At 65.1% G+C, this 19,247-nt stretch carries 24 protein-coding genes; 16 read left to right on the top strand and 8 right to left on the bottom strand.

Annotated features, from left to right (window positions below; all coding sequences use genetic code 11):
• Window positions 1-19: 19 nt before the first annotated feature.
• Complete coding sequence (gene mnmE, locus U1763_RS16095) at window positions 20-1,297, bottom strand: tRNA uridine-5-carboxymethylaminomethyl(34) synthesis GTPase MnmE (protein ID WP_332755985.1); 1,278 nt, start codon at window positions 1,295-1,297, stop codon at window positions 20-22.
• Window positions 1,298-1,304: 7 nt separating this feature from the next.
• Window positions 1,305-1,538: a DUF6489 family protein gene (locus U1763_RS16090; RefSeq protein ID WP_056053820.1), complete on the bottom strand. Its 234-nt coding sequence runs from the start codon at window positions 1,536-1,538 to the stop codon at window positions 1,305-1,307.
• 56 nt (window positions 1,539-1,594) lie between these two features.
• Here U1763_RS16090 and U1763_RS16085 point away from each other — a divergent pair, with 56 nt between their 5' ends.
• Window positions 1,595-2,065: a methylated-DNA--[protein]-cysteine S-methyltransferase gene (locus U1763_RS16085; RefSeq protein WP_332755984.1), complete on the top strand. Its 471-nt coding sequence runs from the start codon at window positions 1,595-1,597 to the stop codon at window positions 2,063-2,065.
• Window positions 2,062-2,763: a dienelactone hydrolase family protein gene (locus U1763_RS16080; protein ID WP_332755983.1), complete on the top strand. Its 702-nt coding sequence runs from the start codon at window positions 2,062-2,064 to the stop codon at window positions 2,761-2,763. Before U1763_RS16085 ends, U1763_RS16080 begins: the two co-directional genes overlap by 4 nt.
• Window positions 2,764-2,875: 112 nt before the next feature.
• Here U1763_RS16080 and U1763_RS16075 read toward each other — a convergent pair whose 3' ends face one another.
• The 4 genes from U1763_RS16075 to hemE form a co-directional block, all read right to left on the bottom strand.
• Window positions 2,876-3,595: a TerC family protein gene (locus tag U1763_RS16075; RefSeq protein ID WP_332756248.1), complete on the bottom strand. Its 720-nt coding sequence runs from the start codon at window positions 3,593-3,595 to the stop codon at window positions 2,876-2,878.
• A gap of 227 nt (window positions 3,596-3,822) precedes the next feature.
• Window positions 3,823-5,079, bottom strand: a complete 1,257-nt coding sequence (rho, locus tag U1763_RS16070) for a transcription termination factor Rho (RefSeq protein ID WP_031395107.1) — start codon at window positions 5,077-5,079, stop codon at window positions 3,823-3,825.
• Between the two features lie 266 nt (window positions 5,080-5,345).
• Window positions 5,346-5,807, bottom strand: a complete 462-nt coding sequence (locus U1763_RS16065; RefSeq protein ID WP_332755982.1) for a CopD family protein — start codon at window positions 5,805-5,807, stop codon at window positions 5,346-5,348.
• The gene (hemE, locus tag U1763_RS16060; RefSeq protein WP_332756247.1) at window positions 5,804-6,853 is read right to left on the bottom strand and encodes a uroporphyrinogen decarboxylase; all 1,050 of its coding nucleotides are present in this window, start codon (window positions 6,851-6,853) and stop codon (window positions 5,804-5,806) included. The genes U1763_RS16065 and hemE overlap by 4 nt, the downstream gene beginning before the upstream one ends.
• 328 nt (window positions 6,854-7,181) lie before the next feature.
• Between hemE and U1763_RS16055 the strand changes: the two genes are divergently transcribed.
• The 11 genes from U1763_RS16055 to U1763_RS16005 all read left to right on the top strand — a co-directional run bounded on the left by U1763_RS16055 (window position 7,182) and on the right by U1763_RS16005 (window position 14,539).
• Window positions 7,182-8,015, top strand: a complete 834-nt coding sequence (locus U1763_RS16055; protein ID WP_332755981.1) for a pyruvate, water dikinase regulatory protein — start codon at window positions 7,182-7,184, stop codon at window positions 8,013-8,015.
• Window positions 8,012-8,602, top strand: coding sequence for a Maf family protein (locus U1763_RS16050; RefSeq protein ID WP_332755980.1), 591 nt, complete (start codon window positions 8,012-8,014; stop codon window positions 8,600-8,602). Before U1763_RS16055 ends, U1763_RS16050 begins: the two co-directional genes overlap by 4 nt.
• 183 nt (window positions 8,603-8,785) lie before the next feature.
• A complete protein-coding gene (locus U1763_RS16045; RefSeq protein ID WP_332755979.1) occupies window positions 8,786-9,598 on the top strand; it encodes a shikimate dehydrogenase family protein in 813 nt (270 codons plus the stop codon).
• On the top strand, window positions 9,595-10,170 hold the full coding sequence (gene coaE / locus U1763_RS16040; protein ID WP_332755978.1) for a dephospho-CoA kinase: 576 nt from the start codon (window positions 9,595-9,597) through the stop codon (window positions 10,168-10,170). Before U1763_RS16045 ends, coaE begins: the two co-directional genes overlap by 4 nt.
• Before the next feature lie 15 nt (window positions 10,171-10,185).
• Window positions 10,186-10,878: a DNA polymerase III subunit epsilon gene (gene dnaQ, locus U1763_RS16035; protein WP_332755977.1), complete on the top strand. Its 693-nt coding sequence runs from the start codon at window positions 10,186-10,188 to the stop codon at window positions 10,876-10,878.
• A 60-nt stretch (window positions 10,879-10,938) separates the two neighbouring features.
• On the top strand, window positions 10,939-11,562 hold the full coding sequence (gene hpf / locus U1763_RS16030; RefSeq protein WP_332755976.1) for a ribosome hibernation-promoting factor, HPF/YfiA family: 624 nt from the start codon (window positions 10,939-10,941) through the stop codon (window positions 11,560-11,562).
• A gap of 102 nt (window positions 11,563-11,664) precedes the next feature.
• The gene (locus U1763_RS16025; RefSeq protein ID WP_332756246.1) at window positions 11,665-12,132 is read left to right on the top strand and encodes a PTS sugar transporter subunit IIA; all 468 of its coding nucleotides are present in this window, start codon (window positions 11,665-11,667) and stop codon (window positions 12,130-12,132) included.
• Between the two features lie 119 nt (window positions 12,133-12,251).
• Entirely contained in the window at window positions 12,252-12,719 is a 468-nt protein-coding gene (locus tag U1763_RS16020) for a PaaI family thioesterase (protein ID WP_332755975.1), read from the top strand.
• Window positions 12,716-13,042: a DUF1491 family protein gene (locus U1763_RS16015; protein WP_332755974.1), complete on the top strand. Its 327-nt coding sequence runs from the start codon at window positions 12,716-12,718 to the stop codon at window positions 13,040-13,042. The genes U1763_RS16020 and U1763_RS16015 overlap by 4 nt, the downstream gene beginning before the upstream one ends.
• A 189-nt stretch (window positions 13,043-13,231) precedes the next feature.
• Window positions 13,232-13,831 (top strand): cell wall hydrolase, encoded by a 600-nt coding sequence (locus U1763_RS16010; protein WP_431358315.1) that lies wholly within the window; start codon window positions 13,232-13,234, stop codon window positions 13,829-13,831.
• A 210-nt stretch (window positions 13,832-14,041) separates the two neighbouring features.
• On the top strand, window positions 14,042-14,539 hold the full coding sequence (locus U1763_RS16005; protein WP_332755973.1) for an MmcB family DNA repair protein: 498 nt from the start codon (window positions 14,042-14,044) through the stop codon (window positions 14,537-14,539).
• A gap of 132 nt (window positions 14,540-14,671) precedes the next feature.
• Here the strand turns inward: U1763_RS16005 and U1763_RS16000 are convergent, their stop codons facing one another.
• The gene (locus U1763_RS16000; protein ID WP_332755972.1) at window positions 14,672-15,280 is read right to left on the bottom strand and encodes an ankyrin repeat domain-containing protein; all 609 of its coding nucleotides are present in this window, start codon (window positions 15,278-15,280) and stop codon (window positions 14,672-14,674) included.
• Window positions 15,281-15,359: 79 nt separating this feature from the next.
• On the opposite strand from U1763_RS16000, the gene U1763_RS15995 reads away from it, so the two are divergent.
• From U1763_RS15995 to U1763_RS15985, 3 genes are read left to right on the top strand one after another with little or no spacing between them, the layout of a single operon-like run.
• Window positions 15,360-15,953 (top strand): SCO family protein, encoded by a 594-nt coding sequence (locus tag U1763_RS15995; RefSeq protein ID WP_332755971.1) that lies wholly within the window; start codon window positions 15,360-15,362, stop codon window positions 15,951-15,953.
• Window positions 15,950-16,384: a YcgN family cysteine cluster protein gene (locus tag U1763_RS15990; RefSeq protein WP_133020171.1), complete on the top strand. Its 435-nt coding sequence runs from the start codon at window positions 15,950-15,952 to the stop codon at window positions 16,382-16,384. Before U1763_RS15995 ends, U1763_RS15990 begins: the two co-directional genes overlap by 4 nt.
• Window positions 16,385-16,388: 4 nt before the next feature.
• Entirely contained in the window at window positions 16,389-17,063 is a 675-nt protein-coding gene (locus tag U1763_RS15985) for a M48 family metallopeptidase (RefSeq protein WP_332755970.1), read from the top strand.
• On the opposite strand, the gene U1763_RS15980 is transcribed toward U1763_RS15985, so the two are convergent.
• Window positions 17,039-19,231 carry a transglycosylase domain-containing protein gene (locus tag U1763_RS15980; protein WP_332755969.1) on the bottom strand — a complete coding sequence of 731 codons (2,193 nt, stop codon included), beginning with the start codon at window positions 19,229-19,231 and terminating at the stop codon, window positions 17,039-17,041. The genes U1763_RS15985 and U1763_RS15980 overlap by 25 nt on opposite strands.
• Window positions 19,232-19,247: the final 16 nt, after the last annotated feature.

Below are 19,247 nucleotides of genomic sequence, written 5' to 3'. Positions count from 1 at the left end.
AGATGTTCCACGTGGAACATCACTTCCCGATGCAGAATCGTCCGAACAGCGCGTCGAGCATTTCCCCGGTCGCGTCGAGCCCCAGTACGCCCGCAAGGATCGCGCGTGCCTGTCGAAGGTGTTCCGCGACGATAAGCGCGTCCGAACTTGGATACCGAAGAGCCTCAACCGCCGCAGCGCATCGCCCGCGCTGATGCTGCTTCAGTGCGATCTCATCGCCACGCGGCAGCATCGCAATCGCTCGCCGATGCAGTTCACCCCAAAGGGCATCCAGCGATTCCCGGTCGTTCTGCGAGACCGCCAATGTCCGGTCAGCGGGCAGTTCCCCCCGCCCCGGCAGATCGGCACGCGCATGAATCCAGATCACATCGGCGCGGGGCGGCGCGGTATCGGCTAGCCAAATCACGATGTCCGCCGCAGCGATCGCGCCCTCCGCGCGCGTGATCCCGATCGCCTCGATCGGGTCTAGCGTATCGATTAAACCGGCAGTGTCGGTCACCACATAGGCGACACCGTTCCGCGTCACCGGAACGTCGATCCGGTCGCGCGTCGTTCCCGAGATCGGCGAAACGATCGCCGCATCGCGCTCGCCGAGCAGGTTGAGCAACGTCGACTTGCCGCTGTTCGGCGGACCGCCGATGACGACCCGCAGCCCATCCTTCAGCCGCTCCACCGGCGGGGCATCGACCACCGCCTCGATCTGCGCGGCAAGCGCGGCGATCTCCGAGACGATCACATCGAACGCCGCGGTATCGCTCGCAACGTCGTCCTCGTCCGCGAAGTCGAGCATCGCCTCTACACGCGCGGACAGCATCGCGACCGAGTCCATCCAGTCACGAACAGCCTGGCTCACCCGCCCCTCCGTCGCCGTCATCGCCGCGACGCGCTGGCTCTCGGTTTCGGCCTCGAGAAGATCGGCGAGCCCCTCCGCCTCGGTCAGGTCGATGCGGCCATTGGTCAGCGCGCGGCGGGTGAACTCCCCCGGCTCGGCATGACGAAGGCCGGGCATTACCGACAACGCATGCTCGACCGCGGCGATCACCGCGCGACCACCGTGGCAATGAAACTCGACTAGGTCTTCGCCAGTCGCTGTAGTCGGTCCTGGAAACACGATCACCAACGCGCGATCGAGAAGCGCGCCATCTGCGTCCCGCAGTCCCCGGAGGCTGGCATGGCGCGCCCCCGGCAATGGTCCCGCCAATGCCTCGGCCGCGGCAAACGCCTGGGGCCCGCTCACCCGGACGACGGCGATCGCCGCTGGCGGTCGTCCGCTCGATACCGCGAAAATCGTCTTCACGTGAAACTCAGCCGCTTTTCGTCGCGCTGTCGAACAGGCGCTTCCACATCGCCATCCCCGCCTCGCCCATCGGCTGCCAGCCGCGCATCATCGACTCGAGCATTTCCGGCTTCATTTGGCCGTCCGGAATGGCCTCCATCATCATCGCGATATAGCGATCGTGGATCGGCGTCAGGTCGGGCAGCCCGACCGCGCGGCGCGCCTCTTCGGGGGTGCATTCGATCTCGATATTCATCTTCATGTGACGCACCCTCGATGACGCTTGAGCGGTCCATCGCGGCGCTGCATAGCGGAGGAATGTATGCGCGCGATGCCGCCTCGATCGCAACGCCTATCGGTCTGGTCCGCGTGACCGGCACCGGGGACCGGATCGACGCGATCGACATCGGCGTGGAGGATGGTTCGACCAGCGACGCCCCCGCGATCCTGGAAGCACTCCGCCAGATCGACGCGTATTTTGCCGGACGGCTGACCGTGTTCGACCTGCCCCTCGCGCTTTCCCCTACCCCGCGCGGTGCCGACCTTCGCCGGGCGATCGTCGACATCGCCTACGGCACCACGGCCAGCTACGGCGCGCTCGCGAAAGCGATCGGCTCCAGTCCACGCGCGATAGGCCAGGCGTGCGCACGCAATCCTTTTCCGATCATCGTCCCCTGCCACCGAATCCTTGGAGCCGGCGGAGCGCTTGGTGCGTACTCCGCGGGGGAAGGCCCGATCACCAAATCTCGGCTGCTCGACCATGAGCGGCCGCCAGGAGGACTGTTATGACAAACACTACCAAGATCGCCACGCTCGCGGGCGATGGCGAATTCACCGCGTATCGCGCGACCCCGGCAGGCACGCCAAAGGCCGCGATCGTCGTGATCCAGGAGATCTTCGGCGTGAACGCAGGGATCCGCCGCAAGTGCGATACGCTCGCCGAGGCCGGCTATCTCGCGATCGCCCCCGACCTGTTCTGGCGGCTTGAGCCCGGCATCGAGCTCGATCCAGACATCAAGCCCGAGTTCGACCGTGCGCTCGAGCTGATGGGCCAGTTCGACCAGGACAAGGGTATCGCCGATATCGAGGCGAGCATCCGCGCCGCCCGCAGCGAGCTTGGTGACGGCGCCAAGGTCGGCGTGGTCGGCTACTGCCTGGGCGGGCGCCTGGCGTTTATGACCGCGGCACGGACCGACGTCGATGCGAGCGTCGGCTATTACGGCGTCGGGATCGACGGCCTGCTCGGCGAAAAGCACGCGATCGCACACCCGGTGCTGCTGCACGTGCCGGAGGAGGATCACTTCGTCGACAAGGCTGCGCAGGCAGCGATGCATGCCGGGCTCGACGATCACCCCAAGGTGACGATCTACGATTACGCCGGCGAGGACCACGGCTTCGCGACCGAGTTCGGCGAGCGCCGCTCGGATGCATCGGCCAAGCTGGCGGACGAGCGGACGGCGAAGTTCTTCGCGGAGAATTTGGGCTAACCACGCCCTCCCCGTTACCCCTTCCGGGGTGACGGGTGCTGACGACAGACACGAAAAAGGCCTCGCCGGACGATTCCGGCGAGGCCTTTTTCTTATCCAAGCCGCACCGCGATCAGCGCAGCAGCGAGATGATCCCGAGCGTCTCGCCGGTGCCGACCCAGCCCTCGTAGATCATCTTCAGCGCGACCACGAGGATCACTGCGAGGCCGATATACGCGATCCAGCGATACTTGTTGATGACGCGCGCGATGTAGTTCGCGGCGAGGCCCATCATGGCGACCGACAGCAGCAGGCCGATGACGAGGATGCCGGGATGCTCGCGCGCCGCGCCCGCGACTGCCAGGACGTTGTCGAGGCTCATCGAGACGTCGGCGACCGCGACGGCCCAGGCAGCGCTCGCAAAGCCCTTCGAAGAGCGGATACCCGAGCGCTCGTCGCCCTCGATTTCTTGCGACCCCGCGTTCTCCGCACCCTCGCGGATCTCGCGCCAGAACTTCCAGCTTACCCAGAGCAGCAACAGGCCGCCCGCAAAGATCAGCCCGACGATCCCCATCAGCCACGTCACGATCAATGCGAAGAAGATCCGCAGGACGAGCGCCGCGCCGATGCCGATTAGGATGACCTTCTTCCGCTGGTCGGCGGGAAGGCCAGCGGCGAGCGCGCCAACGACGATCGCGTTGTCGCCCGCGAGGACGAGGTCGATCATCAGGACCGATCCGAACGCGGCGAGCGCCTTCGGGTCGCCCAGGTTGGAGAAATCTGCGACGATATGTTGCCAGATTTCCAGCGGCGAGCCGGGTCCGGCTACTCCCGATGCGGCGGCGGCCAGCATGGCGATGATACTCAAGATGTCAGCTCCCGGTGACGTGGCCACGCCGCGGGCGGAGTGGCGGTTTTCATAGTGATTAATAGCAAAGCGGCACGCGAAAGCCATGCTCTCGCGTGCCGTCTTGGGTGTTCTTCGCGGACATGGGCAAAGCCCATGTCGTCGGTCGGGGCCCGGCCCCGCCGGCCGAACCGATGCGAGTCCTGCTGCAGCTTGCAGCAGGCCGCACTCGGTTATTGATTCATGCTGTCGAAGAAATTCTCGTTGGTCTTCGAATCCTTCATCTTGTCGAGCAGGAACTCCATCGCGTCGATCGTGCCCATCTGCATCAGGATACGGCGCAGGACCCACATCTTGCTGAGCTTGGCCTTGTCGACCAGCAGCTCTTCCTTGCGGGTACCCGACTTGCCGACGTCGAGCGCCGGGAAGATGCGCTTGTCCGCAACCTTGCGATCCAGCACGATTTCCGAGTTGCCGGTGCCCTTGAACTCCTCGAAGATCACCTCGTCCATGCGGCTGCCCGTATCGATCAGCGCGGTCGCGATGATCGAGAGCGAACCGCCCTCCTCGATGTTGCGCGCGGCACCGAAGAAGCGCTTCGGACGCTGCAGCGCGTTCGCGTCGACACCGCCGGTCAGGACCTTGCCCGACGACGGCACGACCGTGTTGTAGGCGCGGCCGAGACGCGTGATCGAATCGAGCAGGATCACCACGTCCTTCTTGTGCTCGACTAGGCGCTTGGCCTTTTCGATCACCATTTCAGCGACTTGTACGTGGCGCTGCGCGGGTTCGTCGAAGGTCGAGCTGACCACCTCGCCCTTCACGCTGCGCTGCATGTCGGTGACTTCCTCGGGGCGCTCGTCGATCAGCAGGACGATCAGGAACACCTCGGGGTGGTTGTCGGTGATCGCTTTGGCCATGTTCTGCAACATGACCGTCTTGCCGACGCGCGGCGGTGCGACGATCAGCGTACGCTGACCCTTGCCCTGCGGCGAGACGATGTCGATCACGCGCGCCGACTTGTCCTTGACGGTCGGGTCGGCGGGATCGAGCGTCAGCTTGCTCTCAGGGTAGAGCGGCGTGAGGTTGTCGAAATTGACGCGGTGGCGGACGACGTCCGGGTCGTCGAAATTGACGGCCGTGAGCTTCACCAGCGAGAAATAGCGCTCGCCATCCTTCGGCCCGCGGATCTCGCCCTCGACCGTGTCACCGGTGCGCAGGCCGAACTTACGGACCTGGTTCGGCGATATGTAGATGTCGTCGGGACCGGCAAGATAGTTCGATTCCGGCGAGCGCAGGAAACCGAAGCCATCGGGCAGCACTTCGATCGTGCCGAGCCCCATGATCTGGTCGCCATTGTCCGCCTGAACCTTCAGGATCGCGAACAGCAGGTCCTGCTTGCGCAGCGTCGAGGCGCTCTCGACCCCCAGTTCCTCGGCCAGCTGGACTAGCTCGGCGGGTTTCTTCTTTTTCAAGTCTTTGAGATGCATGGGGATTTCCGGATAGCAATCAACGGGAGAACGCTCGGTCGGCGGTGCGCTTGGGAAGCGGAACTGGGCGAGACGAGTCTGGCAAGACACGACCGGGCAGGACGCCAGGAGGCCGTGTTGGGAGAAAGGGTTAGAATTGGGGGGCGGGTTAGTCAAGCGGGGACGGGAGTCCCGCTCTTACCGTTCTCCTGCGAACGCAGGAGCCCAGGGTTACAAGCGGTGGCATTCGTGATCCTGGGCTCCTGCGTTCGCAGGAGAACACGCGTTCAGAACGGCTTCACGATCGCGAGGACAACGATCAGCGTCACCGCCAGCGCAGGCACCTCGTTCAGCATCCGCAACTGCTTCCCCGCCAGCGTCGGCTTCCCCGCGGCGAGCTTCTTCGCATAGCCGACTGCCCAGCCGTGATAGCCCGACAACAGCAGCACCAGCACCAGCTTCAGGTGCAGCCACCCCAGCCCCGGCGCGCCGTCCGCCAGCCCCAGGTTCAGCGCCAGCGCGATCCCCAGCACCCAGACGACAATCATCGCCGGCGTCAGGATGATGTGGCGGATCTTGTTCTCGCGCTCGACCCAGTTCGCCGCCTCGCTCGTGTTGCCCGCCGCCAGCGCCTCTTGGTGATACACCAGATAGCGCGGCAGCATGAACAGCCCCGCCATCCAGAAGATCACGAAGATCAGATGCGCCGCCTTCACCCAGTCATACGCAGCGCCGAGAAAACCGCTCATGTCGTGCTCCTTACGCGGGCGATCAGCTGCTCGACATGCGCAATGGGCGTCTCGGGCAGGATGCCATGGCCTAGGTTGAAGACGTGCGGGCGCTCGACGAACGCCGCGAGGATCCGGTCGATCGCCGCATCCAGATCCGCCCCGCCCGCGATCAACGCCAGCGGATCGAGGTTACCTTGGACGGGCATGTCCGCCGGCAACGACGCGTGCGCCCAGATCGGATCGACGGTCTCGTCCAGCCCGATCGCATCGGCGCCCGTCTCGCGCGCATAGGCGGGCAGCTTGCCCCCTGCCCCCTTCGGAAAGCCGATGATCGGCACGCCGGGGCAACGCGCGTGGAGCCGCTCGACGATCGACGCGGTCGGCGCGATCACCCAGCGCTCGAACTGCGCGGGCGATAGCGACCCCGACCAGCTGTCGAACAGCTGCACCACGTCGACGCCCGCCTCGACCTGCCGCGCGAGATACTCGACGGTGTTGTCGGCGATCGCATCGATGATCGCACCGAACGCCTCGGGGTCGCGATACGCAAAGCGCCGCGTCTCGGACTGATCCTTGCTCCCCTTCCCCGCCACCATATACGTCGCGACCGTCCAGGGAGACCCCGCAAAGCCCAGGAACGTCGTCTCGGGAGGCAAGGCAGCGGCGACCTTCGCGACGGTGCCGTAGACCGGCTCCAGCCGCCCCATCACCGGCTGCAACCGATCGAGCGCATGGTCGACCAGCGCCGGCTCGAGACGAGGCCCCTCGCCAACCCCGAAGCTCAGATCCTGTCCCAGCGCCCACGGGATCATCAGGATGTCCGAGAACAGGATCGATCCGTCGAACCCGAACCGGCGGATCGGCTGGAGCGTCACTTCGGCCGCCGCGTCGGGATCGGTGGCAAGCGCGAGGAACCCGCCCTTCTCCGCGCGGAGTTCGCGATATTCAGGGAGATACCGCCCCGCCTGCCGCATGAGCCACAGCGGAGGGACCGCCTGACGCTCACCGCGAAGGGTCGCCAGCAGCGGCTTGAAGGACGGCGAATGGGAAGTCGGATCGGTCAGCGGAGCACCCTTCTTCTACTATAAGAAGATTCAAGAAATAGGTTGTTGCAGTGGTTGGGCGGTTGAACCCGGGACTTATGCGGTGATCCCGGAATTGCCAACAGCTTGACCCTCGCGCACCGCCACAAACGCGCTGATTCGATTCAAGGCTCCCCGTTACCCACAGCCTGTGGATAAAATCCGTCCCTGTGAGCGGCGGTGTGGATAGAATCGGTGTTATCCACGGCGCACCCGTCGCTTGGCGAGGCGGACGAGTTACGCTAGCCGTTCTCCCCATGTTATCCACAGATTCACGCCCACAGGTTCGCCCGCTGGGGATAAACCGCCGATGATGCGGCTCCACCTACATTTGTTGTCGGATTCGACAGGCGAGACGCTGGAGAACATCGCGAAGGCGGCGCTGGCACAATATGACGACGTCGAAACTGTCCGCCATTTCTGGCCGATGGTGCGGACCGAGGCGCATCTTGAGCGTATCCTACAGGAGATCGCGCAGAACCCGGGGTTGGTCGTCTTCACGCTGGTGAACCCCGCGACCCGGCGCATCCTGGAGCAAAGGTGCCTCGCGCTAGGGCTGCCCGCAGTCGCCCCGCTCGACCCGGTCAACGACGCGCTTTCCGGGTTGCTCGGGCAGCAGGCGAAGGCACGACCGGGCCGCCAGCACGTCCTAGATGCCGCCTATTTCGCCCGCGTCGATGCGATCCAGTGGACGATCGCGCATGACGACGGGATCGCGTGGGAGGAATGGGAGGAGGCCGATATCGTCCTTGCGGGCGTGTCGCGGTCGTCGAAGACGCCTACCTCGATCTACCTCGCCAATCGTGGCTACAAGACCGCCAACATTCCAATCGTGGTCGAAAGTCCGCCGCCGAAGATTCTCTACGGCCTCAAGAACCCGCTGATCGTCGGGCTGACGACGAGCGCGGACCGGCTGATCCAGGTGCGGCGCAACCGCTTGCTGTCGCTGAACCAGCAGCCCGATACGTCCTATGTCGAGGAGGAAGCGGTAATGCGCGAACTCGCCTTTGCGCGGCGGATGTTCGCGGACAATGGCTGGCCGGTGATCGACGTCACCCGCCGCTCGATCGAGGAAACCGCGGCGGCGATCATTGCCCTGTGCAACCAGCGGCGCAGCGACGACGTCGCAAAGGTGGAGGCATGAGCCTGATCCTCGCTTCGCAGAGTGCGTCGCGTCGGGCGATGCTGACGGCTGCGGGGGTGCCGTTCGAGGCGACTTTCGCCGGTGTCGATGAGGATGCAGCCAAGGCGGCGCTGCGCGACCTGTCGCCGCGCGATCTTGCCGATGCGCTGGCCGAACTGAAGGCGCTGAAGGTATCCGCGCGGATGCCGGGCTATCTCGTCCTCGGCAGTGACTCGCTGGTCACGCTGGAAGACGGCACCATCCTCGACAAGCCCGTGGACCGCGCCGACGCGGCGGCCCACCTGCGGCTGATGTCCGGCAAGCGCCACGACCTCTGGAGCGCTGCGGTGATCGCCGAGAACGGGCAGGCGATCTGGCGGCATGTCGAGCGCGCCAAGATGCATGTGCGGCCGCTATCGGAGGCGTTTATCGAGACTTACCTCGATGCGGAGTGGCCGGCGATTTCCGGCTGCGTCGGCTGTTACCGGATCGAGGGCCCGGGGGCGCAACTATTCTCCAAGATCGAGGGCAGCCAGTTCACCGTGCTTGGTATGCCGCTGTTGAACGTGCTCGGTTTCCTGCGCGTGCGTGGCGAACTGCCGGCTTAGAAACACGCTCTCTACTCTGCACCCGCCCCCCCGTCCGTCACCCCAGCGAAAGCTGGGCTTTCTCCCGAGGCGGACGACGCCCGCCAAACGGGGAGATTCCAGCTTTCGCTGGGATGACGGGGGGAGCGTGGCGTGCCTATTTATGTGAATACAACGACTAAACCGAGTTCACCGGAGCCTTGCATGACTCGTCCCTATGCCGAAGTGATCGGCGATCCGATCGCACAGTCGAAATCGCCGCTGATCCACGGCTTCTGGCTCGAAGCGCTCGAGATCGACGCCGATTATCGCCACAAACACGTCACCGCCGACGAACTTCCCGCATACTTCGCCGAGCGGAAGGCCAACCCCGCGTGGCGAGGCTGTAACATCACCATGCCGCACAAGCTCGCCGCACTCGACCATGTCTCCGATCCCGGCAACGTCCGCGGGACGATCGGCGCGATCAACACGGTGTTTCGCAACCAAGCGGGCGATTGCATCGGCACCAACACCGACGCCGCCGGATTCTGGGCGCCGATCGACGACCTCGACATCGCCGGCCAGCCCGTCACGGTGATCGGCGCCGGCGGAGCAGCCCGCGCGATCCTGTTCGCGCTGTCACGGATGAGCGTTGGCCCGGTGACTATCCTCAACCGCAATCCGCTCAAGGGCGCGGCGCTGCTGTCGGCGTTCGGGCTCAAGGGCCAGGTGTTGCCGATCGGTCCTGCCGCCCCGCCCTCGCGCCTGCTCGTCAACGCCAGCGTGCTCGGGATGGTGGGTCAGCCGCCGCTCGATATCGATCTCGGTGCACTCGATCCGGACTCGTTGGTCTACGACATCGTCTACTCGCCGCTCGAAACGGGTCTGCTCAAGGCGGCGCGCGCGCGGGATCTGGAAACGGTCGATGGCCTGGAGATGCTGATCGGCCAAGCCGCCGTTGCGTTCGAGATATTGTTCCACGTGGAACCACCGCGCGATCGGGACGAACACCTCCGCGCGCTGCTGATCAAATGATCATCGGCCTCACCGGTTCGATCGGCATGGGCAAATCCGCGGTCGCCGCCATGTTCGTGGACGAAGGCGTCCCCGTGTTCGACGCCGACGCGACCGTGCACCGGTTGCAAGGGATCGGCGGCCGGCTAATCCCAGCGATCGAGGCCGCCTTCCCCGGCTCGACCGTGAACGGCGCGATCGATCGCGCGAAACTCGGCGCAGCGGTGTTCGGCGACGACGCCGCGATCAAGCGACTTGAGGCGATCGTCCACCCCGCCGTCGGCGAGGAGCGCGGCGCTTTCCTCGCTAAGCACGCGGGCAAACACGTCGTCTTCGACGTCCCTCTCCTCTTCGAGACCGGCGGCGACCGCAACGTCGACGTGATCGTCGTCGTCTCCGCCGCCCCCGACGTCCAGCGCGCCCGCGTCCTCGCCCGTCCCGGCATGACCGCGGAGAAGTTCGCCGCGATCCTCGCGCGCCAGACTCCCGATGCCGAAAAACGCGCCCGCGCGGATCACGTCATCCGCACCGACACGAGCTTCGACGCAACGCGCGCGCAAGTCCGGGCGGTGCTTGCATCCTTGGAAATCTGAGCCGATACCATCGGGATGCGTGAGATCGTCTTCGATACCGAAACCACCGGCCTCAGTTTTTCCGGCGGCGACCGCATGGTCGAAATCGGCTGCGTCGAGATGCTCAACCGGGTCGAGACCGGCCGCACCTTCCACGCCTATTACCACCCCGAACGCGATATGCCGGTCGAGGCGTTCAACGTCCACGGACTGGGCGCGCAGTTCCTCTCCGACAAGCCGAAGTTCGCCGACGCGGTCGAGGACCTGCTCGAATTCGTCGGCGACGCGCCGATGATCGCGCACAATGCCGGCTTCGACTTCTCGTTCCTCAACGGCGAGCTGACCAAGTGCGGTCGCCAGATCATCCACATGAAGCGGATGGTCGATACGCTGCAGATCGCGCGCAGCCGTCATCCCGGCGCCAAGCATTCGCTCGACGCGCTCTGTTCGCGGTTCGGAATCGATCGCAGCCACCGCGTCCTGCACGGCGCGCTGCTCGACGCACAGTTGCTCGCACAGGTCTATGTCGAGCTGATGGGCGGTCGCCAGATCGGACTCGGCCTGCTCGGCGATACCGGCAGCACCGCCGCGACTCCGATCGTCGCACAAGCGCCTCGGGTCGTTCGCCCGCCCCGCGTTTTCGCGGTGAGCGAGGGAGACCTTGCGGCCCATGCTGCGTTTATGAAGGGGATCAAGGATCCGATTTGGGGGGCCGTGGCGTCCGGATGACGCTGGCAGGGCGGAGCCAATAGGACCGCTCGAGACTGTAACGCCGACAAGGAGACGATAATGGATATCCGGATTTCTGGTCATCAGGTTGACACTGGCGAAGCACTCAACAGCCACGTGGAAGACCGACTCCAGGGTATCGCCGACAAGTATTTCTCGCGCGCCATCTCGGCTGAGGTCACGTTTGGCAAGGGGCCGCACGATGCCGGCTTCAAATGCGATATCGTCGCGCACGTGATGAAAGGCCTCGTGCTCAAGGGCCACTCGGACGCGTACGACGCGCGCGCCGCGTTCGATGGCGCCGCCGCCAAGATCGAAACGCAGCTCCGCCGCTACATGCGCCGCCTCAAGGACCGCCATGCCGGCGAAGCGGTCGCGATGGCCGAGAGCAACGGCTATGATAGCTCGGGGACAAACGCGGGCTACACGCTGTTCCAGGAAAGCATCGAGGAAGACGATGTCGCGGATGCACCGCTGATCATCGCCGAAACGCGCGTCGACATTCCCGAGGCCAGCGTGTCCGACGCGGTGATGATGCTCGATCTGCGCAACACCGCCGCATTGCTGTTCAAGAACGCGGGCACTGGCGCGCACAACATGGTCTACAAGCGCGGCGACGGCACGATCGGCTGGGTCGAGCCACAGCGGGCCGCCTCGCCCGGCGCGGCCTCCCCTCCCCAGTAAAGAAGGGTCCATAAAGGCGCGGGTCTCACGGCCGCGCCTTTACGCCCCCGCGCAACCCGCTAAGGCGGACGCGCGCGGGGGCGCTTGAGACACATGAAGACCATGACCGATTTCAGCGATATGCTGCGTCCCGACGCAGTGCAGACGGGCGTGATCGCCACCAACAAGAAAGCGGTGTTCCAGCATATCGCGACGATCGCGGCCGAGATCGTCGATGCGGATGCGAAGATGATCTCTGAACGACTAGGCGCGCGCGAGAAACTCGGCTCGACCGGGTTCGGTGGTGGCGTAGCGATCCCGCATGCCAAGCTCGACGGGCTGGCGCAGGTTACCGGCGTGTTCGTGCGGTTGGCGCAGGCGGTCGATTTCCAGGCGGTCGACGACCTGCCGGTTGACCTCGTTTTCATGCTGCTGTCCCCCACCGATGCGGGCGCGGTGCATCTGAAGGCGCTCGCGCGTGTTTCGCGGCGGCTGCGCGACAAGGCGTTCTTGGAGAAGCTGCGCGGTGCAGGCTCACCAGACGCGCTCTATGCGCTGTTTACCGCCGACGAGGTCCGCGATGCCGCATGAGCCCTGCCCCCTCATCCTGACGAAAGTCAGGACCCAGAGTAACCGATCGATGCGCTTCGTGGCTCTCGGTCCTGACTTTCGTCAGGATGACGGTAGTTTGCTGTTCGCGAGCGACGCAGATGTCTGACACTCCCAACACTGCAGGCGCGGATGCGCATTTCCGCGCGCTGGAATCGCTCTACGCCCAGGCGCCGATCAATCGGTTCTTCGAGTCTTCGTTGGAGATCCCCGAAGCCGGCGTCGCGCGGATCCACTTCACGATCGACGAACGCCATTATCACGCGGGCGGCGCGGCGCATGGGACGAGCTATTTCAAGATGCTCGACGATGCCGCGTTCTATGCGTCGAACAGCCTCGTTACCGATCGCTTCCTGCTGACGACCGCGTTCAACCTGCTGCTCACCCGCCCGCTCAAAGTCGGCCCGGTGATCGCCGAGGGGCGCTGGATCAGCGGCAAGCGGCGCGTGTTCGTCGCGGATGCGCGGCTGATCGATGCGGAGGGCGAAGAAGCGGCGCGGGGTACCGGCACGTTCATGCGCTCGCGGATCCCTCTTGCCGGGCTGCCTGGATACCGGGCGCCGGCATGAGCGGCAGGCTGCCCAGCGGTGTGCTCGTCAGCGCCCTCCTTCGCCGCGTCAACGACGCCGGCGGCTTCGGCGCGGTGATGGCAAAAGGCGATGCGCAGGGCGGCGCGATCCTTGTCATTGCGGTCGACAAAGGGGCTCCTCCCCGCCTGCTGGAGCGCGGAATCGGGCCCGATGGACGGACTGCGTTTATCGATTCGACCCCGCCCGAAGACCTCGACGGCTATTGGCGGCGCAGGCGTGCTCGCGACCCCGATTTGTGGGTTGTGGAGGTGGACATCGCAGCGGCGGAACGGTTCGCCGCTGAAACGATCCTCGACGATTGACTCCAAAGCCCCCCCAATAGAGGGGAATTGCAACATTGATTGGCGTTGTGCTGGGACGGGTGCGATCCGGATCGGTTACGCAGTCGGGGGGATGCCTGGACGATCGGCTCGTACGATTGTTTCCACGGTCCAACCGCACCTGAATAAGTTTGAATGACGATTTTGCAGCGGGCCGCGACCATCGCAGCCATGACATTCTCTCTCGCCGGCCTGCTCGGCAATAGCGCACCCGGTCAGGCGACCGGTCTCGATCGTTCCACGGTCAATCTCACCGCTCTCGCAAATTTAAACGCCCTCTCCCCGCAGAATGTTCCGCAGATCGCTCCCGCAGCAGCCACCGTTGCAGCAGTCGAGCCAGTCGCACCTGCCGAGGAAGAAGAATTCGACACGCTCGCTCAGGCCGTTGCCGCGCAGGATAGCGCCGCCGCCGACGAAGCGCTCCAGTGCCTTGCCGGCGCAATCTATTTCGAATCGAAGGGCGAGCCGCTGACTGGCCAGCTCGCGGTCGCCGAAGTCATCATCAACCGCGCCAAGTCGGGTCGTTTCCCGACCAACGTCTGCGGCGTCGTCAAGCAGCGTGGCCAGTTCAGCTTCGTTCGCGGCGGCCAGATCCCCAATATCAACGCCGGCGCCGCCTATCGCACTGCGATCGCAGTCGCCAAGGTCGCGCTCGCCAGCGCGTGGAACAGCCCGGCCGACAAGGCGCTGTACTTCAACACGCCCGATCGCCGCCCATCGGTTCGCGCGATCAAGGTCGCCTCGATCGGCAACCACGTCTTCTATCGCTGAGACCATCCGTCTCAAGCAACCTCCTACCCCTTGCCCTTCCCCCCGTTCGCCCTGAGCGAAGTCGAAGGGTGCGCCCCGAACGCAGGTGCTTCGACTTCGCTCAGCACGAACGGGATAGGGAAGGCGATTTGGCTAGGCGTTTTCCCTGAGATCCAGACAACAGTCCGTGAATGAGCTTGCCTCGTTCGCGGATTGTTCTATTTCCGGGGCATGCTCGATATGCCGCCGGACTCCTGCATCGACGAACCGGGATCGCCGCTTTGCGCTGCCGACGTGGCGCGCGGCGTGATCCGGATGTTACTGCGTCACGACCTGACCGCGATGACCGAAGTCCCGCTCGACGGCGGCCGTCGTGCCGACCTGATGGCAGTCGATGCACGCGGGCAGATCGTCATCGTCGAGATCAAGGTGTCGCGCGCCGACCTGCTCGGCGACGGCAAGTGGCCCGATTATCTCGGCCATTGTGACCGGTATTTCTGGGCCGTCCCGGCGGGGTTCGATGTCGGGCCGCTGCATGGATCCGCCTTTCTGCCGGAGCGGACCGGGATCATCGTTGCGGATCGCTATGACGCGGCGATCGTCCGCGAGGCGCATACCACCCCCCTCCCCGCGCATATTCGCAAGCGCGGGACGCTGGCGTTCGCGCGGCGCGCGGCGCGGCGGCTGATCGCGCAGATGGACCCGGACGCGGACGGGTTGGCGTTCTAAGTCCATAATCCTCCCCTCTGAGGGGAGGTGGCAGCCCGCAGGGCTGACGGAGGGGCAGCGCGCCATCGAGAGCGTGACACCCCTCCGTCTGACAAGAGCCAGCCACCTCCCCTGCCAGGGGAGGATCGACGATTAGAACTTCGGGCCGGACACCGCCTTCTTCACTTTCTTCGGCGCGTCGACCAGCAGCTTCGACACTATTGGATTACGCCCGTCTTGCTTGGCGTAATCGCGCGCCGACATGCCGGCCATGATATCCGCCTGATCGGGATCCGCTCCCTCGGTCAGCAACGTCCGGATCATCCCGACATCGCGGCGCTGTACCGCGCGGATCAGCGGCGTTTCGCCGGCCGAGTTCGCCAGGTTCGGGTTCGCCCCTGCCGCAGTCAGGATCGGGATCATGCCCGTCTGCCCCAGCGTCACCGCAAGCAGCAGCGGCGTATTGCCCTTGCCGTCGCGCAAATTCGCGTCTGCGCCCTTTTGCAGCAGGAAACGCAGATACACCTCGTCGCCGCGCTTGATGACGATGTGGAGCGCACCCTCGCCGCTCGTCACGTCGCGCGTGTTGATGATATTGCTACCGGGCTTGCCGAGCATCTCCAGCACCTCGTTGTTCTTTGCATCGCGCACGGCGGACAGGAACTTGTACCCCTCCGACTGACCCTGCGCGAACGCGGACGCCGCGACGCAGGTGAGCGCAGGCGTCAGAAGGGTAGCAGCGAGGATCAGGCGAATACGCATCGAGAAACTTCCTTGGTTCGTCCTGGATATGGGGCAACGCTTGCGCCGCAGTAGCGAACAGATCAAGGCTGGAGGCATCATGAACACCCGTTTCATCCTCTCCGCGCTCGCCCTGCCGATCTTGGCGCTATCTGCTTGCAACGCGTCCGCTCCCCCTGCCAAACCGCCGCTCGAGGGCGCGCGGATCGGTGGCGCTTTCACGCTGACGGACCAGAACGGGCAGACCGTCACCGAGCGTAGCTTTGCCGGCAAATACCGGATCATGTATTTCGGCTACACCTTCTGCCCCGATGTGTGTCCGACGGATGTCCAGGCGATCGGCGCCGCGGTGAAAAAGCTTGAAATCAGCGACCCCGCGCTCGCCGCGAAGATCGTGCCGGTGTTTGTGACGGTCGATCCGGCGCGCGATACGCCTGCGGTGCTCAAGCAGTTCGTCTCGGCGTTTCACCCGCGGATGGTCGGTTTGACCGGCACCGACGACCAGATCGCCAAGATCAAGACCGAGTATGCTGTGTATTCGAGCAAGGGCGACCCATCGCCGGGTGGCGGCTACCTCGTAAACCACTCGCGCCAGGCCTATTTGATGAGCCCGGACAGCAAGCCCCTCGCTTTGCTGCCGCAGGAACAAGGGTCCGACGCAGTGGTGACGGAAATCAAGCGCTGGGCCCGATGAGCGCGCGCTTCTGGGAAGATACGCCGATCGACCAGCTCGATCGCGGCCAATGGGAAGCCCTGTGTGATGGCTGCGGCAAATGCTGCATCCACAAGCTCGAGGACGAGGATACCGGCGAGCTCGTCGCGACCAACGTCTCGTGCCGCCTGCTCGACCGCCGCAGCGGGCAATGCTCGGATTACCGCCACCGCCACGCTTATGTCCCCGAATGCGTGCGGCTGACGACCGGCAACGTCCGCGGGATCGACTGGCTGCCCTCGACCTGCGCGTACCGCTTGCGCGCCGCGGGCGAGCAATTGCCCGAATGGCACTATCTCGTCTGCGGCGACCGCGAAGCCGTCCACCGCGCCAAGCAATCGGTGCGCGGCTGGACAATCAGCGAGGACGAGGCCGGTGAGCTCGAATATCACGTGATCGATCGCGAGCTTTAAGACGGTGATCGAAGGCCTGGAGATCGTCCGCCACCCGCGAGCCCGCCGCGCGCGACTGTCGATCGATCCTGCAAGCGGCCGGGCCAGGCTGGTTCTCCCCAAGCGTGCGGCGCTGAAGCAGGCACTGGCCTGGGCGGAGGACAAGGCGGGCTGGATCGCCGAACAGCGCGCCCTGCTCCCCTCACCCCGTCCGTTCGTGCCCGGTGCGGTCCTCACCGTCGCTGACGAACCGTTGACGATCGAATGGACTGCCGGAAGCCGCCGCACCGTCGTTCGTGAAGGCTCGGTGCTGTCGCTGTCAGGCCCGCCTGAAACAATCCCGCGTCGCGTCGAAGCCTGGCTCAAGCGCACCGCACTCGCCGTACTGGAGGCCGAAACCACCGAATACGCCGCCAAGGCCAAGGTAACCGTTGCCCAGGTTGCAGTCGGCGATGCGAAAGGCCGCTGGGGCAGTTGCGCATCGAGCGGCATCATCCGTTACAGCTGGCGACTGATCCTGGCGCCAAGCTGGGTCCGCCGCGCCACCGTCGCGCACGAGGTCGCGCACCGCGTCCACATGAACCACGCGCCGGTCTTCCACGCGCTGGTCGAGCAGCTCTACGGCGAAGACCCGACGCCCGCGCGCGTCTGGCTACGCACGCATGGCGCGGAGCTTCACTGGTTTGGACGGTCTTCCTGAGGGCGATCGCTCTGGAAACGCTGCGTCTGGACCTGATCGCGTGGCCCGTCTCGGGGCATTTCGCGCTGGAGCGGCTGGCGCCCCGCCGGTGACGAGGGATCGCGCCGCTCACGCCCGGTGACGCGATCGATCCAGTCCTGATTCAACTGCTGCGGCGGTGCTGCCGGCGTTTCTTGCTGGTCCGCATCGGGGCGCGGGATCGTGTCGCCAGTCTGCGCATCGGTCGGGACGGGCGCCGCGTCCTGCTCGATCGGATTGCCGTCTGCGTCGACTGCCATCTGGCCGTTGTCGGGCTGGCCGAAATAGCTCTGCTCGTCGGGTTCGAGCTGCCATTCGGGCAACGTCACCTGCGTATCGAACTGCTCGATCGGACGGCTTGCGGTCGCAGGTTTCATGAACGCCGCCCAGGCCTTGGCTGGCGCGGTGCCGCCGTGCAGGCCGGCAATCGGCTTGGCATCGTCACGCCCCATCCACACGCCCGTCGTGATGCCGCTCGAGAAGCCCAGGAACCAGCCATCCTTCGACGCGGTGGTGGTGCCAGTCTTGCCCGCGACCGGCCGACCGATCTGCGCGGCGCGGCCGGTGCCGGTGTTGACCGCGGTCTGCAACAGGTCGGTCATCTCGGCGGCGACATAGGGTGCGACCAGCACATGGCTGCGGTCGACCTCGTGCGTGTAGATCGTCTGTCCGTTCGCAGTGACGCGCGTGATCCCGTACGGCGTCACCGCGACGCCCTTGTTGGCGACGGACGCGAACGCGCGCGTCATGTCGATCACGCGGACCTCCGAGGTGCCCAGCACCATCGAAGGATGCACGTTGACCGGGGTGGTGATCCCGAACCGGCGCGCCATGTCGGCGACCGTGTTGAATCCGACCTCCTGGCCGAGTTTCGCCGCCACCGTGTTGAGCGAATAGGCGAATGCGGTGCGCAAGCTGACCGCGCCGGAGTTGCGGCGGGAATCGTTGCGCGGGCTCCAGCCCTGGATCGTGACGGGTTCGTCGACGATCGAGTCTTCGGGCTTGTGGCCTGCCTCGAGTGCGGCGAGATACACGAACAGCTTGAACGACGAGCCCGGCTGGCGGACTGCCTGGGTCGCGCGGTTGTAGATCGACGAGACGTAATCCTTGCCGCCGACCATCGCGCGTACTTCGCCGCCACGGTCGAGTGCCACCAGCGCGCCTTGCGCTCCGGGTGGTGCATTCGCCCGGATCGCGTCATCGGCCTGGCGCTGCATCGTCAGGTCGAGCGTGGTCCAGACTTCGAGCGGTTCGGTCGTCTCGTCGATCAGCGTATCGAGCTGTGGCAGCGCCCAGTCGGTAAAGTAACGGACGCTGTTCTGCTTGGGCTCCGGTGCAAGCTTAAGCCCGCTGACATCGGCATCGGCGGCCTGCTCGGCGGTAATTGCGCCCGTCTCGCGCATCGTCTCCAGCACAACACCCGCGCGGCCCACCGCAGCTTCGGCATCGGCGGTCGGCGAGTAATTCGATGGTGCCTTCACGAGGCCTGCAATCACCGCAGCTTCGGCAAGGCTTAGATGGTCCGCGCCGTGGCCGAAGAATTTTCGGCTAGCGGCATCGATTCCGTAGGCACCTCCGCCATAGTACACCTTGTTCAGATAGAGTTCGAGGATCTGGTCCTTGCTGAACTTCCATTCGAGCGCAAACGCCAGGATCGCCTCGCGGAATTTTCGTCCGAACTTCTTCTGATTGTTGAGGAAGACAGTGCGCGCAAGCTGCTGCGTGATCGTCGATCCGCCTTGCGTCCAGTGGCCGCGATCGTACCGCACCTTCACCGACCGCGCGACGCCGACCGGATCGATGCCGATATGCGAGCGAAAGCGGCGGTCCTCGACCGACACGGTCGCGTCGCGCATCACCTGCGGAATCTGCGAATAGGGCAGCCATTCGCCGAAACTCGGCCCCATCGACACGATCACCGTGCCATCGGCGGCATGGACGCGGATCATCTGGCCGTTGGGCGACGATTTGAGGCTGTCGAAGCTCGGCAGCTGCGACATCGCGACATACACCGCGATCGCCAGCGCGCCGAGCGCGAGCAGGCCTACCCCTATGCAAACCTGAAGAAAGACGACCAACCGCCGACGCCAGCGTGACGCCGGGGTAGACGGGGGCCGACGGGACGGTGAAGCAGAACGCGTACTGGCCATGTGGCCGCAGAATTAC

It is taken from the genome of Sphingomonas sorbitolis, assembly GCF_036663875.1.
Classification (GTDB): Bacteria; Pseudomonadota; Alphaproteobacteria; order Sphingomonadales; family Sphingomonadaceae; genus Sphingomonas.
This window is presented reverse-complemented; position numbering and strand designations above follow the sequence as displayed.